Genomic DNA, 17745 nt, shown 5'->3' on the forward strand with positions numbered 1-17745 from the left:
AGAGCCAGGTCCATAAAAAAATAAGGACCTGGCTCATAAAGACATCATTATGTAAAGCCGTTAACTTCCCTACGCTGGTACGAGCCAGATCAGGTCCAAAGGGTTAAGAAGTTCACGCGCTTCTCTCTCAGCCTACGCATACGTTAGGCACCCCTAGTTTATCACTGATTTAATTTTCAATACTTTCCCATCATACACGATAATCTGAAAAATGAAAAGTTTATTTCTTTTGCTCTTTACGGAATCATCCACGTTAAATAATACGCCTGCACATACGTCATAATACCAACAATAATTACGAAGAATAAGCTATGCTTCACTGTAAAACGGAACAAATCCGATTCTTTTCCAGCAAGACCAACCGCCGCACAAGCGATCGCAATCGACTGCGGGGAAATCATTTTCCCTGTTACACCGCCTGTTGTATTTGCTGCAACGAGAAGCACTTCAGATACGCCGACTTGCTGCGCTGTAATGGCTTGTAAATTTGAGAACAGTGCATTCGCAGACGTATCAGACCCTGTTAGGAATACGCCAATCCAGCCTAAGAATGGTGAGAAGAACGGGAATAGTCCACCAGTTCCGGCTAATGCTAACGCTAACGTGGAAGATAGACCAGAATAGTTTGCGATAAATGCAAACCCTAGTACGAATCCGATAGATAGAATTGGCATTTTTAATTCGCTTAACGTTTCTTTAAATGTCACTACTGCATCTTTTACATTCATTTTCAAAATAAACATGGAAATGATACAAGCAATTAAAATCGCTGTTCCAGTTGCCGATAATACATCAAACTTCAAAATTGCCTCGTAAGGCATTGGTTTATTTACAATTGGCTCTGCTTTCATTACTAAATTATGCAGACCTGGAATTTCAAACTTAAATACAAGACTTTCTAAAGCCCCTCCTGAAGCAAATAGTGCCTTAAAGAAACTTTGGCTCCAAATGACTACCATAACCGTTAATACGATAAATGGAGACCATGCTTTCACTACTTTTCCAAACGTTAATTTCGGCATCGATGCCGCTGTCGTTGTTACTGCTACTTCACTATTTGCTCGCCCGGATTGATAAATTTCTTTCGGCTGCCAAACTTTTAAGAACAGCGCTAAACTAATTAAACTTACAAGTGCTGATGTAATATCCGGAAGTTCTGGCCCTAAAAATGTCGCTGTAATGAACTGCGTAATCGCAAATGAACTACCCGCTACAAGTAACGCAGGCCACGTTTGTCGTATCCCTTTAAATCCATCCATTAAAAATACGATAAAGAATGGAACAAATAATGATAGGAACGGTAATTGATGCCCAGCCATTTGTCCAATTTTATGTGGATCAATACCTGTTACTTGTCCAGCAACTGTAATCGGAATTCCCATCGCTCCGAACGCCACTGGTGCAGTATTTGCAATTAAACAAAGACCTGCTGCGTATAAAGGATTTAACCCAAGACCCGCAAGAAGTGCTGCTGTAATCGCTACTGGTGCCCCAAATCCTGCCGCTCCTTCTAAAAATGCTCCAAATGAAAATCCAATTAAAATAACGAGTAGACGATGATCATTCGTAATCGATAATACCGATGCACGAATCACATCGAATTGACCTGTTTTTACAGAAATTTTATATAAAAATACCGACATAATGATAATCCAAGCAATTGGCCATAATCCGTACAAGAAACCATATCCGGTCGCTGCCATTGCCATCGTGAACGGCATTTTATAAGCGAATAACGCTACTAAAACTGTAAGTACAACTGTAATAAATCCTGCCACATACCCTTTCATGCGGAAAACTGCTAAAGCTAAGAAAAAAAAGATAATCGGAATAAGTGCGACCGCTGCCGAAATCCAAATGTTTCCGAATGGATCATAAACTTGTGTCCATGTGTTCATTGTTCTCTCCGATACGATAAACTTAACTAAATCTATACAATTCAATCAAATTTACACGAGTTAGTGCTTCATCGTGTTCTCGCAACCCCAAAGGGACGAGGGGTATAACACTCCACACGAGGCAGTATCGTTACCTCCTATTATCAAGCATTTATTTTACCCATCTTGATAAATTTATCGCAGCATTCAAATCTCTATCGTGATGGCTATTGCATGAAACACAACACCACTCACGTATTTTTATACTCCATTGTCCTTCTGGTTGAACTGAATGGTCGTATTTTACTCCGCAACATGAACAAATCTTGCTTGAGGCGAACCATTTATCAGCTTTTTCATACGCAATGCCGTACTTCTCGCACTTGTATGACAAACATTGAAAGAAGAAGTTTAATTTTTGAAAGGAAAGTGCCTTCGATAGTTTTTTGTTTTTTAACAGGTTTGAAATAGATAAGTCTTCCACAACAATCCTCATTGGTTTGGTTTTCACCAATTTAGCTGTTGCTTGATGGATATGGTTATTTCGGATATTCATAATTTTCCTAGATAACCGCAGGTGCTCAGCTTTCGCTTTTTCATATCCGGCAGACTGAATTTTCACACCTTTTTTAAATCTCCTAGACATATCTCTTTGCGCTGACTTTTTCCTTTTCAAAAGTTTTTTAACCTTAGCATCTTTGTTTATATTTCGTTCTTTCATACCATTAGAAGCTACAAAAAGTTCTTTTAAACCAACATCCACACCAATCGACTCATTCGTTAGTTCTTGTGATTCAAAGTCTTCTTGGAACCCTACACTAATCCACCAGTGACGACCATCAAAGGTAACTCGTGGATTGGATGGTTTTTTATTTCTTGGTAGTTGTTGGCTTGTTTTCACTTCTCCAATAGACTGAATATGAACGACTTTCTTTCCTATAACCAGTCTTTCATAATTGGCATAAAATCCTTGGATTAAATCTTTTTTGGATTTATAAGAAGTGTGATAACCATTTTTGTACTTTTTGAACGAATGTTTTCTCGCCGTATCAAAATCTTTTGAAGCCTGTTTGGGAACTTGTGCATTAATGTCTTTTAACCACTCATATCTCTTTCGCTTCTTGATCTTTGTAAATCGTTTCTGTAAAGCTAACTGTGAAACAGATTTTCCAAATAGCTTATAGTATCTATCACTCATTCTTTTACAATAGTTATAAGCAAATCTTGCAGCACCAGCATGGTTTCTAAGCACTTGTTCTTGCTCAGGCGTTGGAATCAGTCTGACTTTCTTCGCCAATATCATCAGAATGTAACTCCTTTAATGAAAGATTTGTTCTTCTGAATCGTAGCGTGTTCCACCAGCATTCTCCTGAGACTACCAGGATACAAACCTGTTAATTCCGATACTTGACTAACTCGTGAAAATTTCATTATTATTCTTAGCTCATTAAATCCAATGTAGCACATACGTTCTATGGATTCAATGAGGTTTGATAGATTTAATTAAATTTATCTCGTTCAACTAAGGGCGCAATTCCTTAGCCAGTTCTCTTATGAACTTCTCATATTTTCACATGAGCGCAGACTATATGTTTATCTCTTTAGAGATAGAGGATTTTTCCACCACCATAGGCTTGTGATGTACTCTCGTCAGTTATACGAGATAGTCGTTGAACGTTCATCTTATCCATTTTGACTTAGATGATTCGAGGCGGAAGACCCATTGTTCTAGTGTTTAGGATTTAACCTTGCACGATCTGATTGATTTTTTCTGCTTTCGCGACATTCACGCTCACCATTTCTGGTCACGTTGTAGTTCAATCAGCTTTAGGGATTGCCCGCAGTTAACCCTCACTACTAGCCAATCACTTGACTAGCAGGGCTTACTGATATATTTAATTAACTTTGGTTATAATTGGTTAAATAAATCGTAACAGTTAGTTACCCCCCTAAAGAATCCCCTTTTAAATAGAATAACCTCACCAATAGACTATCAGGTCATCATACCTTTAAGCCTAAAATAAAAAAACGTTCAAGAAAACGTTTTCAACAACTTTCATTTATACTGTACCATAACAATTTCTATTAAAAAAGATTTTTTTGAAAATTTTATTATTTAACAGAAAATCTTACAAAATCGTCACGTTCTTGTAATGTTCATCGATAGGAAGTTTGCCAAAATTATTGCATAATAATAGTATAACAACAGAAATTATTCATGAGGTGATATATATGAACGGAAATAAAATATTAGCTGCGTTATCATACTTTAGTGTACTATTTGCCCCTATCTTATTCCCTATTATCGTTTGGATTGTGGGAGACGCTGAAACAAAACCACATGCAAAACGTGCTCTATGGACACACATCATTCCAAGTATCGCTACATTCATTGGCGTAACTATTCTAGGAATTATGGGCCTTGGATCTGATCAACCAGACGTAACACTTGGAATTGGATCAATGATTGTCTTAGCTATTTGCGGAATCATCAGCTTATACTACTTCATCTGGAACATTGTAAAAGGCATTAAAGTGCTGAAAGCTTAATTTTAAACAAATGTTTGTTTAAAAAGGGCCCCTTGCAATTTGCAAGGGGCCCTTTTCCTAATTCGTTCACTTTATCTTCTGCGTTTCTTCTTTTTTCTCATCATTTTCTTTCGGCGCGTATTCACTTTATCCGCTATAATGTGGAGCGTACTTGCCACAACAATTCCCATTAAGAACGTTACAATTTCAACCTCATGCTTCTTCGCAATTTCTATTAAATTACCATCCAGTGCGACTACATTTAATAGTAATAAAAATGGAGAAAAAACGATTAACATGTACGCAATACGAATCACATCACCAAGTATAATCGTATGCGTAAAGAAAGATCGATGCGGCATTACTTTCTTATAAGGATACCAAAATATACGTAAGAAACCCCATTTGTTATAAGCATTACTGTACGTATCTAAATCTGGTGTTAAAAATGAAGTACCTACTAAAAAACCAATTGCAAAAGTTAATAAAAAATCAAAATTTGTTAATCCATACGAAAAGAGCAAAAACAAAACAACCGGAAGGGATATTAAGTTTATTTTCGTATGCGTTCTTCCTGATGGCATAATGCACTTCCTCGCTTACGTTCGTCCTGTCACCTTATGACAGATTTCACCTATTGACCTAATTTCTGATCGATAAATGTTGTGTCTATATCCGAACTAAACCATTCTGCCAACTTCACTCGTGCCTTATCTTTCACATCTTCATTGACGTATAACGACACCTGTATTAGTGCGGCCGTTAACGCCCCTAAATCATCCGTATAGCCAATTCCAGCAATGAAATCTGGAATCGCATCAATCGGTGCAATAAAATAAGCAAGTGCTCCAATTACAATAATTTTCACTCGTTTTGGAACATCGGGTCTTTGCAAAACGTAAAACAGTAATAAACTTGCATAAATGACCGATTGCCCTGCTTGCTTTGCAACATGTTTTACTTTCTTCCAAAACGCTTCAACTGAAAATTTTTGTTTCATGTAAAAAGCCTCCCTATTTTTAAAAAGAAATAAGCTACAATATGTTATCAGTAAAAGTTTATGGAAATTACACAAAACCTATCAATGAACTTTTATTGTAACAAACAAACCAAAAAAGAACAAGTGTTCGTTAATTTTTACACTATTTCCTTCATATAATAGATTTCTAGATAACCCTTACCCATCTTCATTTCTTATTTCTCAACAAAGAAAATTTTCACTTCCACTTAACATTCTGCTCTACCTTTGTTATATTTTCTAGTTGACGGACATATAAACGAATGTTAAAGTTTTCTCTGGTAGTGACAAATCTTATACAAAAAATGTAAAATGTTATAGTGTTTCTCAGAAATGAATTTTGTTGTATAATACAGAAATGACGTTATGCTTATGAGCAACAAAAGAAACCAAAAGGGTATGCATAGTTATAGTCGTATATGGGTGAATATAGAACCTTTAATTATGGCCAAGAAAACTATGTATTTTTTATTTTAGCATTTTTCGCTCCAAAATCGACCAAGCCTGATAGAGAAAGGGTGGAAATGAATGAAAGAAACCTTGAAATCACAATTTCAAAATGTGCGTTTTACTGTATTCGTAGCTTTAGCCTTATGGCTGAAAACTTACCTTATTACACGCACAAGCTTTGACTTAAAACTTGAATCTTTCATGCAAGAATTCATTTTATTCCTTAGCCCATTAGCAGCATCATTACTGCTTGTTGGTCTTGCATTATTTGCAAAAGGGAAAAAACGTAACTATATAGCACTTGGAATTAATTTTGTCTTAACAATCGTTCTTGTTGGTAACGTAATGTTCTACGGATTCTACAATGACTTCGTTACATTACCGGTGCTAGGACAAACATCTAACTTCGGAAGTTTAGGTTCTAGTGTGAAAGAATTATTTAACTACAAAATTATTCTTGCATTTGCAGACATTATCATTTTCTTCGTTCTATTAAAGAAAATGAAAAACTTTGCACCTACAGAGCGTGTAGCACGCCCGATGCGTTCCCTATACTTCGTATCAACAGTTGCTATTTTCTTCGCAAACTTAGGACTTGCAGAAGCTGAACGCCCAGAACTATTAACACGTTCATTCGACCGCGTTATGCTTGTTAAAAACTTAGGATTATATGTACACCAAGTATACGATCTTGGCTTACAAGCAAAATCAAGTTCACAAAAAGCATTCGCTGACGGTAGTAAATTACAAGAAACAGAAAACTATGTGAAAACAACACAAAGTAAACCAGATCCAAATATGTTCGGTACTGCAAAAGGGAAAAACGTAATTGTTGTCTCTCTTGAGTCGTTACAAACATTCTTAATTGGCGCAACAGTTAACGGACAAGAAGTTACACCATTCTTAAACCAATTTACGAAAGAAAGTTATTACTTTGATAACTTCTTCCATCAAACTGGGCAAGGTAAAACATCTGATGCTGAATTCCTAGTAGATACTTCTTTATATCCACTAGACCGCGGTGCTGTATTCTTCACACACGGTAACAATGAATATACAGCAACTCCAGAAATTTTACGTCAGCAAGGATACTACACTGCAGTATTCCATGCAAACAACGCAACATTCTGGAACCGTAACATTATGTATCCGGCACTTGGTTATGATCGTTACTACAACGAGCTTGACTACAAGATTACACCGGAAACAAAACTAAACTGGGGATTAAAAGATATCGAGTACTTCGATCAATCTGTTGATATGTTAAAACAAGTGAAGCAACCATTCTATACTCGCTTCCTTACTTTAACGAATCATTACCCATTCACTTACGATGATAATACGAAATTAATCGACGAATACAATTCTGGTGATGGCGTATTTGACCGTTACATGGTAACTGCTCGTTACTTAGACGAAGCAATGAAACACTTTATTGAGCGTCTAAAAGCAGAAGGTATTTACGACAACTCAGTAATCGTATTCTACGGTGACCACTACGGTATTTCTGAAAACCATAACCGTGCAATGGCACAGTTCTTAGGAAAAGAAGAAATCACTGCATTTGACCATATGAACTTACAAAAAACACCGATGTTTATTCACGTTCCAGGTCAAAAAGAAGGTAAAACAATTTCAAAACCAACTGGTGAAATTGACATTAAACCAACTATTCTAAACTTACTTGGTGTAGATTCTACAAATGACGTTCGATTCGGTCATGATGTATTCTCACCTGATAATAAAGGATTCGTTGTTCTTCGTGACGGTAGCTTCGTTACAGATAAATACATGTACACAAACAGTACATTCTATGACCGTGCTACTGGCGAAGTTGTACAATTACCGAAAGAAGAATCCCAGCCACTAATTGATCGTGCCCAAAATGAATTGAACATGTCTGATAAAATCATTGAAGGTGACTTACTTCGCTTCTCTGAAAGTAATAAGATCAAAACTGGTGAAGTAAAAACAGTTATTAAAGAAGAAAAGAAGAGCGCTGAGTAATCTCAGCCTCTTTTTTTATTTTCTTCCATACAACTACTTATATTCATTAACTTTAAAATTACATAACCTTTACCAAATATTCACATAGTGTTAATGAAGAATCTCTATAATAAAATATGTAAACGAGGTTCTACATATTTCTTATCTCTCATCTTTCGTAAGATCCCTTAAAGAAATGTGTAAATCTTTTGTTTCTACTTTCTTATAATTGTCTTTCAACTTGTTTTGTTTCCATACACAAAGCATTCAACGAGACAATGTCCCTATGAAAGATAGCTACCCTCCTTGTGCAGCATTCCATAAGAATGTTGCTTTTTTTTATTTAAAAGCAGGATTCTCATTTCTTATTTTCGAATTTGTATATACAAAATGCTGTAAAGTGAAACTTTAATCAGCCCTCATCAATCGGGCATTTACGGGCAGTGATTCGCCCACTTCACTTCTTTGCTCTACCGGAATTTGTAAGTAGGGGCTTTACTGCCGTTAATGCGGGGTAGATCATCCTTATTTCTCTATGATTTACAAATACATATATGGTCATATGTAGAGAATTGCTCACATAAAAATTACTATAGTGATTTTTATCTCGCATGAATGAAAGTTTCACGTTACTTACGTACTTACGAAAGGATGGGACGGAAATTGGCATACGAAAAATTTGTACTTTGGAATGATGAAGTTATTGATACAACAAAACAACAAACGTACATAGAACTTGAAGAAAGAGGTTCGCAGTTCGGAGATGGTGTCTATGAGGTTATTCGCCTATATAAAGGGAACTTTCATTTATTAGATCCGCACATAACGAGATTATATCGATCCATGGAAGAAGTAGAATTATCGCTCCCTTTCTCAAAAGCTGAGCTCATCACTTTACTTTACAAATTAATTGAACGAAACCATTTCCACGAAGATGGCACCATTTATTTGCAAGTATCTCGTGGTGTACAAGCTCGCACACATGTATTTTCATATGACAACCCTCCGACAATTTATGCCTATATTACAAAAAAAGAACGACCGGCTTTATGGATTGAATATGGTATACGCGCTATATCAGAACCCGATACTCGATGGCTACGCTGTGACATTAAATCATTAAATTTATTACCAAACGTACTAGCTGCTACGAAAGCTGAACGGAAAGGCTGTAAAGAGGCACTTCTCGTAAGGAACGGTATTGTAACGGAAGGAAGCCATTCCAACTTCTTTTTAATTAAAAACGGAACGCTTTACACACATCCAGCCAATCACCTTATTTTAAATGGCATTATTCGTCAATATGTCCTTTCTTTAGCGAATACTCTTCACATTCCTGTGCAGGAAGAACTTTTCAGCGTTCGTGACGTTTATCAAGCAGATGAATGCTTTTTTACAGGCACAACGATTGAAATTTTACCAATGACCCACCTTGATGGGACCGCGATTCAAGATGGGCAAGTTGGGCCTATCACCAAAAAACTGCAAAAATCTTTTAATCAAATCTTATTACAATCCAATATGGCATCTTCTTAAACACGAATAATTTCTGTCCTTTCATATTCAATATATGCATTTAAATGGAAATCAAGGTGTAATTTTATGCCTTGATTTTTTTCTTGTAATCTTTTTGTCATATTCAGATTCCTATATAAGTCTTGACAGTAATCGACATGCTCTTTAGAATTTTTAACAGTTGGTAAATATTTCTTCACTACATTACAGACAGAAAGGAATCGACAAATTATGAAAAAGTATCTTGCCGGTCTTGCGGCAGTGTCTGTAGCAGGAGGAGCAGCACCTACACTTGATAGTGTTCAAGCTGCACCTGAACAAAATACACAAAAAGCTGCTACAACTGTCCAAGCTTCTGCATCAAACAGCTCATCTTATAAGGTAAACGCGAGCGTATTACATGTTCGTGCGGGATCAAACACTTCTCACGACATCATCTCACGCGTTTATAACGGTCAATCACTAAACGTGATTGGCGAAGAAAACGGTTGGTTCAAAATTAACATTAATGGACAAACAGGCTTTGTTAGTGGCGAATTTGTATCAAAAAGTGGCGCAGCAAACAACAATGTAAGTACAGGTGGAAACAATAAAGTTACCGCTGATGTATTACGTGTACGTACAGCTCCTAACACATCTAGTTCTGTTTCTGGGCGTGTATATGAAGGACAAACATTAAACGTAATTGGACAAGAAAATGGTTGGGTGAAAATTAACCATAATGGACAAGTAGGTTATGTAAGTGGCGAATTCGTATCTGGCGTTTCTTCTAATGCAGGTTCTTCAAACAACAATACGAATAATAACAACCAAGAAGTAAAACCAGCAAGCGGAAACTATACAGTAAATGTATCTTCCCTTCGCGTTCGTACAGGTCCTAGCACTTCTCACACAACTGTAGGTTCTGTTACAAAAGGACAAGTAGTACAAGTTGTTGGAGAAGTTCAAGATTGGTTCAAAATCAATTACGCAGGACAAACTGCTTATATAAGCAAAGACTATGTAACAAAAGGCGGTTCTAACGAAAACGTTACAGAAGGCAACAAACAAGAGCAAAACAATAATAATGGAACTATTCAAACTGGCGGTTCTTACGTAGTTAACGCTACATCTTTACGTGTTCGTACAGGCCCTGCCGCTTACCATAGTGTAATTGGTGGCGTTTTAAACGGCACCACATTAAACGTAGTTGGATCTGAAAACGGTTGGTTTAAAGTAAATTACCAAGGAAAAACAGGCTTTGTTAGTAGCGAATTTGTAAAATTCGTTAAAGGTGGCACTACTACTCCTGAGCAACCAAAACAACCTGAACAACCTAACCAAGGTGCAATTGGCGATTACTACATTAATGCTTCTGCACTAAATGTACGTAGCGGCGAAGGTACAAATTATAGAATCATAGGCGCACTTCCACAAGGTCAGAAGGTTCAAGTAATCTCTGAAAACTCTGGATGGAGCAAAATTAACTACAACGGGCAAACTGGTTATATCGGAACACGTTACCTATCTAAAACACCAGTTGGAGGCGCAGTAGATAATAAGCCTAACAATAACCAAAATAACAATCAAAACAATAACAACAATAATAATACAGGCAACAATAGCGGCGACAGTTCTTCCGTACTTGCATATGCAAAATCAATGCAAGGTGTACCGTACGTTTGGGGCGGAACTTCTGCTAACGGCGTAGACTGCAGTGGCTACATCTACCACGTATTTAAGAAATTTGGTCATAACATTAGCCGCCAAAGTGTTGCAGGATATTGGAGTAGCCTACCACAAACTTCAAGTCCACAACCTGGTGACTTAATTTATTTCCAAAACACTTATAAATCTGGTCCTTCTCACATGGGTATTTACCTTGGGGGCGGATCATTTATCCAAGCTGGAGATAAAGGTGTAGCAATCGCTTCATTAAGTAACTCTTATTGGAAGAGCCACTTCTTAGGATACACGAAAGCACCTTAATTAATAGTTTCAAAGCCTTCTAGTTTACTAGAAGGCTTTTTTGTACGATTTCAACACATTACTCCCTTTCCCCTAGCTTCCCTCTATAAAAATAATGTATCCATTCTTCCATTTCATACACTTTATTCTACAAAAACAATGCATAACGTTATCATAATGTATATATTTTCATAAAAAACATAACCTATTTCATGTCTATTTATTTTATATGTGTTTTTTTGAAGAATTTTCTTTTTATTTAAACTTTTCATTAGACGTTTGACCTCCGATGTCCATTATGATAAGTTACTAAAGATGTTATATTCGCAAACGTATAGACAACTGGTTTATACACTGTTTTTACTATGAGGAAGGAGCATACACTGCATGAATCTTTTATGGGGAATTGGCGGCGTGATTGGAGTATTAGCAATTGCTTTTCTACTATCTTCCAACCGCAAAGCTATTAATTGGCGCACAATTTTAATCGCGCTAGCATTACAAATGTCATTTTCATTTATCGTATTACGATGGGACGCTGGTAAAGCAGGTTTAAAACACGCTGCTGACGGTGTTCAAGGATTAATTAATTTTTCTTACGAGGGAATTAAGTTCGTTACCGGGGATTTAGTCAACGCAAAGGGACCTTGGGGATTTGTATTCTTTATTCAAGCACTACTTCCAATCGTATTTATTAGTTCATTAGTAGCAATCTTATATTATTTCGGTATTATGCAGAAATTTGTTAGCATCGTTGGTGGTGCATTAAGTAAACTTCTTGGAACTTCTAAAGCAGAAAGCCTAAACTCAGTAACGACTGTATTTTTAGGACAAACTGAAGCTCCAATTTTAATTAAACCTTACTTAGCACGCTTAACAAATAGTGAATTCTTCACTATTATGGTAAGCGGTATGACAGCTGTTGCTGGATCCGTTCTTGTCGGTTATGCAGCAATGGGTATTCCGTTAGAGCACTTATTAGCAGCTGCAATTATGGCGGCTCCATCGAGCTTATTAATTGCGAAACTAATCATGCCAGAGACAGAAAAAGTAGATAATAACGTTGAACTTTCTACAGAACGTGAAGACGCAAATGTTATTGATGCAGCTGCACGCGGCGCATCTGAAGGTATGCAACTTGTTATTAACGTAGCAGCAATGTTAATGGCTTTCATCGCATTAATCGCTTTATTAAATGGGCTATTAGGATTAGTTGGGTCTTTATTCCATATTAAACTTAGCCTTGATTTAATCTTCGGCTACTTACTATCACCATTCGCAATCTTAATCGGGGTTTCTCCAGGTGAAGCTGTACAAGCAGCAAGCTTTATTGGTCAAAAACTTGCAATCAACGAATTCGTTGCATACGCAAACTTAGGACCACACATGGCAGATTTCTCTGACAAGACAAATCTAATTTTAACATTCGCAATCTGTGGATTCGCAAACTTCTCTTCTATCGCAATTCAATTAGGTGTAACAGGAACGCTAGCTCCTACTCGCCGTAAACAAATTGCACAATTAGGGATTAAAGCAGTTATCGCTGGTACATTAGCGAACTTCTTAAATGCAGCAGTTGCAGGTATGATGTTCCTATAAACTTATATAAAGTCTTCTCTTTCTACAAGAGGAGACTTTTTTCATGCAATCCAAACGTCTTTTATGCATCTATTAATCACTTTATCCCAAATATAAGAACATTATGATACAATAATCTTTAAGTCTTTTTATTTTTCCGATGAAAATAGAGATACTACTTGTTGTTGCCCTTCAAAAGAGTGTAACGACATGGTCAATTTCTTAATAATTGCGCATACTACAAGTATCTATTGATGAAATAGCTTTAAGGAGGAAAGTTTTGTGAAAGATAAATTCTATAAAATCCTCTCTATGTGGATTTTACAAATTGTATTTTATTTTACTACTGTACATGTGACGAAATATGAGCATGCGCTCATTTTTACAATAATATACGTAATCGTAAATGTACTATTCTTATTTTTAGCTGACAAAACAGCATTTGTTTTCTTCATACTAGGAACCATTATTTCCGTATTTTATTTGTTCTATCAAGCATGGCTTCACTTATGGAGTACATCAGATCAATGGCAATATATGATTATCCACTTCCTGATGGCAGCTAACTTCTTCATTGTATATATAACAACTCACCTATTGAAAAAAGTGATTCATGAAAATAAAACTTTAACTGAGCGTGTGAGAACATTAGAACAATATATTGGAGAATCAAAATTACTAACAAGACAAGAATTCGAGAGACGCCAAGCGTTATTAACGACTGCAATGAATCGTCGTAATGAAACAGGCGTTATCATTTACTTTGATTTCACTTCCTTTAGTAAATATACGAAGGAAAGTGTTATGAACCGTGTAGCTTCTTTATTAGTTGAAACAGTAAGGAATGATTTTGACCTTGCTGCTAAATATGATAATAATACGCTAGTTATTTTATTACAAAACACAAATGAAGCTGGTGCTGACATTGTAATGAACCGCCTAAAGCCAAAAATGGAGCAATGGCTTGCTGCTGAAGCAATCCGAGATATAAAAATTTCACGCGAGCAAATTGGAAACAAAGGACAAACCCTGTTATGATGACTCTCGTTATACTTCTTTTATTCCTTCTGTTTTGCGTACTCGTTTTTTGGATTAGTATCACATTTTCAATTAAATATGTACTTATTTTTACGGCTTTTCTATTCTCTGGCTTACTCGTTTACTACTCTTTATTAACAATCGCGGGCCTAATTCACCGAAATAGTAAACGAAAAGATCGTACGCTAGAACATTATCCGAGCGTCGATATTTTCATACCTGCCCATAATGAAGGTGTCGTTATTAAAGATACTTTAGAGGCGATGGCGAAGATTGAATATCCAGGAAAGCTAACTATTTATTTATTAAATGATAACTCTCAAGATGAAACACCTGAAATCGGCGATGATTTCGACAAAGCTTATGCTCATATTCGCCACATTCGTGTTCCTCCCGGTGAACCGAAGGGTAAATCACGTGTATTAAACTACGGGCTTAGTATTTCAGATGGTGAATACTTCTGTGTTTACGATGCAGATAACCAGCCTGAACCACACGCACTGCGAATGCTTGTAGAGCACGCTGAAACAACTGAAGATGCTGTTGGAGCTGTTGGACACGTTCGTACAGTAAACGAAAAAAGAAACTGGTTGACGCGAATGATTTCGCTAGAATTTCAAATCTTCCAGCTCCTTATGCAATCTGGACGCTGGTTACTATTCCAAACAGGCTCACTGACAGGAACAAATATGCTTCTTCGTCGCTCCGCACTAGAAGAGCTTGGTGGCTATGACCCTTATGCAATTGCAGAAGATGCTGAATTAACATTACGAATTACACAAAAAGGTTATCTCTTACCAATCGTCCCAGAATCAGTTACTTGGGAACAAGAACCAGAGCATTTAAAAATTCTTATTAAACAGCGTACACGTTGGCTCCAAGGGAATTTATATATTTTAGAAAAAATGTTCTCATCACTAAGTTTCTTTAAAGGAAAGCTGCTTGTTCATTCCTTACAACAAGTTCTAGTGTATGTTGTATTTTGGCTATTCCTAATCATTTCGAACGTTTGGTTTGTAATTGGGCTGCTCGGGATATTCCAAATTCAATATAGCATTCCGCTACTATTTATGTGGTATGTCGCATATATTACATATGTTTCTCAATTATTTAGTGCCCAGAGTGTCGAACGAACCTTTACACCGACTAATATTTTTATTAGCGTTATTATGTACTTTACGTACGCACAGCTCTTTACGTACTTATTTATTCGTAGCTTAATCTTATACTTACGTGCAAAGAGCAAGAAACAAGTCATTGGCTGGGATAAAACAGTTCGATTCAAAAAAGATAAATAATAAAAATAAGCACAGAGCGCCGTATGCTCTGTGCTTATTTATTGCCGTATAAATTATATATCAGACAATACCCCTTAGCTGAAAGTAATTTCACGTCCATCCCCCAACGAACGATCGACCTTCATTTATATACGAAAAAGTGATTGCTATTTTTGTAGAACCAATTGCTTCTCTTGCTGTTCTTTGCGCGTTTCAGTCTTAGGTTCCGTGCTTTCTTGGACACTACGATGTGCCACACGTTTCAAACAAATATGCTTCCACTTTCTTTCGTAACGTTTCATTATTCTAGATGTCCCCCTTGAATGCGCTTTAAAACTATTTGAAATCGCTTACAGGAAATAATATAGCACATATATATAAACGTGACAACACATTTCCGACAATTTTTTGTCAAAAATATGAATAGAATTCGTAAGGGATCGAATATTGTCGAAACCTATCGTTTTTTCTTCGTATAAAAGGCATACTACTTATGTGGTAAAGTATTTTATTTCCCCTACCCGCATTTTAAATTCCTTCTATATAAAGTGAAACTTTCATTAGCCATCACCAATGGGGCTTTTACAAGCAGCTCGATTTATTTGCTTTTGCTGAATTTTGAGGTGGGGTTCTTACTGCTCAGCAAATAGAGGGATAAAAAAAGAGCTGATATGAAATCAGCTCTTTTCCTTCTATTATTAATGACGCTTCATACGTCCTTCTTTTTGTAACTCTTTAAATAATGCTGCCATCATAAAGAAAATAACAAAGACGAACGGGAACGCTGCAATAATAGCTGCCGTTTGTAATGCTTCTAATCCGCCAATATATAATAGCGTAGAAGCTATCGCGGCTAGAACGATACCCCAAATCATTTTAATACGATTTGGTGGGTTTAAACTACCATGTGTCGTTAACATCCCTAAAACGAATGTTGCAGAGTCTGCAGATGTAATAAAGAATGTTGCAATAAGTAAAATACCTAAAACTGATAAAGCTGATCCAAAGCTGCCCATCTGATCGAACATAGCGAATAATCCTACTTCTGTTCCCATCTCTTTCACTTTTTCGAAGATATGTGCATCACCAAACAGCTCCATATGAATACCTGTTCCGCCGAAAACAGAGAACCAAAGTGCACCAATTACGGTCGGCACAAGTAACACACCGATTACAAATTCACGAATTGTACGACCTCGTGAAACACGAGCAATAAACGTACCTACGAATGGTGACCATGCAATCCACCATGCCCAATAGAAAATTGTCCACGATTGAATCCATTGGTTCCCACCTTCGTCTAATGGACTTAAACGGAAGCTCATGCTTGGTAATTCCTGAATATAAGAACCGATTGTTGAAGTGAAGTAATTCATAATAAAGTTTGTTGGACCCGCAAATAATACAATAATCATAAGTGCAAACGCAAAAATAATGTTCGTATTACTTAAATATTTAATTCCCTTATCCAGACCTGTTTGCGCAGATAACATAAATAATACTGTTACGATTGCAATAATAACTAACTGTGTCGTTAATGAATTTGGGATAGATGTTAAATAGCTAACACCACCTGCAATTTGTTTTGCACCGAGACCTAATGACGTTGCAACACCGAACACAGTTGCAAAAACAGCTAACACATCAAATGAATGAGCAATACGCCCGTGTTCCCCGCCCTTAAATAACGGACCTACTGTCGCACTAATCGTACTTGCTTTTCCTTTTCTAAAGGTAAAGTAAGCAATACATAACGCTACAAACGCATATAGTCCCCAAGGATGTAATCCCCAATGGAAAAATGAAAAACGCAGTGCAAGACGCGCACTTTCCTCAGTTGCACCTTCTCCAAACGGAGGTGCGTATAAATGGTTTAATGGTTCAGCAACGCCCCAGAAAACTAAGCCGATACCCATACCAGCACTAAATAGCATAGCAAACCATGTCATATAACTATAATCAGGTTCGTCATCATCTTTACCTAAACGAATAGAACCGTATTTCGAAACAATTAAAAAGATAGACACACCTAAAATAATAGAAACGGAAATAATATAAAACCAGCCGAACTTACTAACTAATGCAGTTTGAATTGCGGTTGTTACATTTCCTAAACTACCTTTTCCAATAATAGATTCGGGAATAATCCCCCAAATTGTAAATGCAATACATAATGTTAATGAAACGATGAATGTTTTTGTCAGTTTCCTCATCAAATCCCCCTTCGTAGGTTTCGCTTTTGTAAATAACATAAATTCCGATATGTAAAATCGGATAGAAAACTATAATTTTGCGGTGATTTTCTTACTTTCACCTTCACCAATTCGAATTCTTATGGACAGCCTTACCTTTCGTATAACCTTTTCACTCTGCAAGAGCTACAAGCTAGAAATACTGCTGTCAAATTGTGTGAGAAAAACGCGGATAGGAATGTATTTTCCTAAAAAAGGATGTGTTACATATGTAAAAAAGGGCAAATTTCTTCCTTGCAACCCTTTCGTTTTGTAACAATTATGCGGTTTTTTTTCTA

At 36.6% G+C, this 17745-nt stretch carries 13 protein-coding genes and 1 riboswitch; of the genes, 7 read left to right on the top strand and 6 right to left on the bottom strand.

From position 1 onward, the window contains the following. Nucleotides 1-49 precede the first annotated feature (49 nt). A riboswitch (TPP riboswitch) is annotated at nt 50-165 on the bottom strand. Between the two features lie 71 nt (nt 166-236). After that, complete coding sequence (gene lldP / locus ACXKY9_RS26070; RefSeq protein ID WP_001099340.1) at nt 237-1898, bottom strand: L-lactate permease; 1662 nt, start codon at nt 1896-1898, stop codon at nt 237-239. A 151-nt stretch (nt 1899-2049) separates the two neighbouring features. Beyond that, the gene (locus tag ACXKY9_RS26075; RefSeq protein WP_000599348.1) at nt 2050-3180 is read right to left on the bottom strand and encodes an RNA-guided endonuclease InsQ/TnpB family protein; all 1131 of its coding nucleotides are present in this window, start codon (nt 3178-3180) and stop codon (nt 2050-2052) included. Between the two features lie 929 nt (nt 3181-4109). Between ACXKY9_RS26075 and ACXKY9_RS26080 the strand changes: the two genes are divergently transcribed. Then, a complete protein-coding gene (locus tag ACXKY9_RS26080) occupies nt 4110-4427 on the top strand; it encodes a magnetosome magnetite crystal formation protein family (protein ID WP_001014099.1) in 318 nt (105 codons plus the stop codon). Nucleotides 4428-4498: 71 nt separating this feature from the next. Here ACXKY9_RS26080 and ACXKY9_RS26085 read toward each other — a convergent pair whose 3' ends face one another. Together ACXKY9_RS26085 and ACXKY9_RS26090 are read right to left on the bottom strand one after the other, a co-directional pair. Further along, nucleotides 4499-4990 (bottom strand): metal-binding protein, encoded by a 492-nt coding sequence (locus ACXKY9_RS26085; protein WP_001139064.1) that lies wholly within the window; start codon nt 4988-4990, stop codon nt 4499-4501. Nucleotides 4991-5040: 50 nt separating this feature from the next. Further along, nucleotides 5041-5406, bottom strand: a complete 366-nt coding sequence (locus tag ACXKY9_RS26090) for a YkvA family protein (RefSeq protein ID WP_000810370.1) — start codon at nt 5404-5406, stop codon at nt 5041-5043. Nucleotides 5407-5952: 546 nt separating this feature from the next. Here ACXKY9_RS26090 and ACXKY9_RS26095 point away from each other — a divergent pair. The 6 genes from ACXKY9_RS26095 (at nt 5953) to ACXKY9_RS26120 (ending at nt 15236) form a co-directional block, all read left to right on the top strand. Further along, nucleotides 5953-7881 carry an LTA synthase family protein gene (locus tag ACXKY9_RS26095; protein WP_000665352.1) on the top strand — a complete coding sequence of 643 codons (1929 nt, stop codon included), beginning with the start codon at nt 5953-5955 and terminating at the stop codon, nt 7879-7881. A gap of 630 nt (nt 7882-8511) precedes the next feature. Beyond that, complete coding sequence (locus tag ACXKY9_RS26100) at nt 8512-9396, top strand: D-amino-acid transaminase (protein ID WP_074595267.1); 885 nt, start codon at nt 8512-8514, stop codon at nt 9394-9396. Nucleotides 9397-9606: 210 nt separating this feature from the next. After that, nucleotides 9607-11343 carry a C40 family peptidase gene (locus ACXKY9_RS26105; RefSeq protein WP_000760289.1) on the top strand — a complete coding sequence of 579 codons (1737 nt, stop codon included), beginning with the start codon at nt 9607-9609 and terminating at the stop codon, nt 11341-11343. Between the two features lie 366 nt (nt 11344-11709). Continuing rightward, nucleotides 11710-12921 carry a NupC/NupG family nucleoside CNT transporter gene (locus ACXKY9_RS26110; RefSeq protein WP_001051028.1) on the top strand — a complete coding sequence of 404 codons (1212 nt, stop codon included), beginning with the start codon at nt 11710-11712 and terminating at the stop codon, nt 12919-12921. Nucleotides 12922-13182: 261 nt separating this feature from the next. After that, nucleotides 13183-13938, top strand: a complete 756-nt coding sequence (locus ACXKY9_RS26115) for a diguanylate cyclase domain-containing protein (RefSeq protein ID WP_000653221.1) — start codon at nt 13183-13185, stop codon at nt 13936-13938. Next, nucleotides 13935-15236, top strand: coding sequence for a glycosyltransferase family 2 protein (locus tag ACXKY9_RS26120; protein ID WP_000988775.1), 1302 nt, complete (start codon nt 13935-13937; stop codon nt 15234-15236). Before ACXKY9_RS26115 ends, ACXKY9_RS26120 begins: the two co-directional genes overlap by 4 nt. Nucleotides 15237-15382: 146 nt before the next feature. Here the strand turns inward: ACXKY9_RS26120 and ACXKY9_RS26125 are convergent, their stop codons facing one another. Continuing rightward, entirely contained in the window at nt 15383-15517 is a 135-nt protein-coding gene (locus ACXKY9_RS26125; protein ID WP_000833067.1) for a hypothetical protein, read from the bottom strand. A 396-nt stretch (nt 15518-15913) separates the two neighbouring features. Beyond that, a complete protein-coding gene (gene opuD / locus ACXKY9_RS26130; protein WP_001230117.1) occupies nt 15914-17428 on the bottom strand; it encodes a glycine betaine transporter OpuD in 1515 nt (504 codons plus the stop codon). Nucleotides 17429-17745: the final 317 nt, after the last annotated feature.

It is taken from the genome of Bacillus sp. 2175 (assembly GCF_057812155.1).

Bases quoted from the DNA above. Each gene is read 5' to 3' on its own strand.
- lldP (WP_001099340.1), bottom strand. From the start codon at position 1,898: ATGAACACATGGACACAAGTTTATGATCCATTCGGAAACATTTGGATT.
- ACXKY9_RS26100 (WP_074595267.1), top strand. From the start codon at position 8,512: ATGGGACGGAAATTGGCATACGAAAAATTTGTACTTTGGAATGATGAA.
- ACXKY9_RS26080 (WP_001014099.1), top strand. From the start codon at position 4,110: ATGAACGGAAATAAAATATTAGCTGCGTTATCATACTTTAGTGTACTA.
- ACXKY9_RS26120 (WP_000988775.1), top strand. From the start codon at position 13,935: ATGATGACTCTCGTTATACTTCTTTTATTCCTTCTGTTTTGCGTACTC.
- opuD (WP_001230117.1), bottom strand. From the start codon at position 17,428: ATGAGGAAACTGACAAAAACATTCATCGTTTCATTAACATTATGTATT.
- ACXKY9_RS26085 (WP_001139064.1), bottom strand. From the start codon at position 4,990: ATGCCATCAGGAAGAACGCATACGAAAATAAACTTAATATCCCTTCCG.
- ACXKY9_RS26105 (WP_000760289.1), top strand. From the start codon at position 9,607: ATGAAAAAGTATCTTGCCGGTCTTGCGGCAGTGTCTGTAGCAGGAGGA.
- ACXKY9_RS26110 (WP_001051028.1), top strand. From the start codon at position 11,710: ATGAATCTTTTATGGGGAATTGGCGGCGTGATTGGAGTATTAGCAATT.
- ACXKY9_RS26125 (WP_000833067.1), bottom strand. From the start codon at position 15,517: ATGAAACGTTACGAAAGAAAGTGGAAGCATATTTGTTTGAAACGTGTG.
- ACXKY9_RS26090 (WP_000810370.1), bottom strand. From the start codon at position 5,406: ATGAAACAAAAATTTTCAGTTGAAGCGTTTTGGAAGAAAGTAAAACAT.
- ACXKY9_RS26095 (WP_000665352.1), top strand. From the start codon at position 5,953: ATGAAAGAAACCTTGAAATCACAATTTCAAAATGTGCGTTTTACTGTA.
- ACXKY9_RS26075 (WP_000599348.1), bottom strand. From the start codon at position 3,180: ATGATATTGGCGAAGAAAGTCAGACTGATTCCAACGCCTGAGCAAGAA.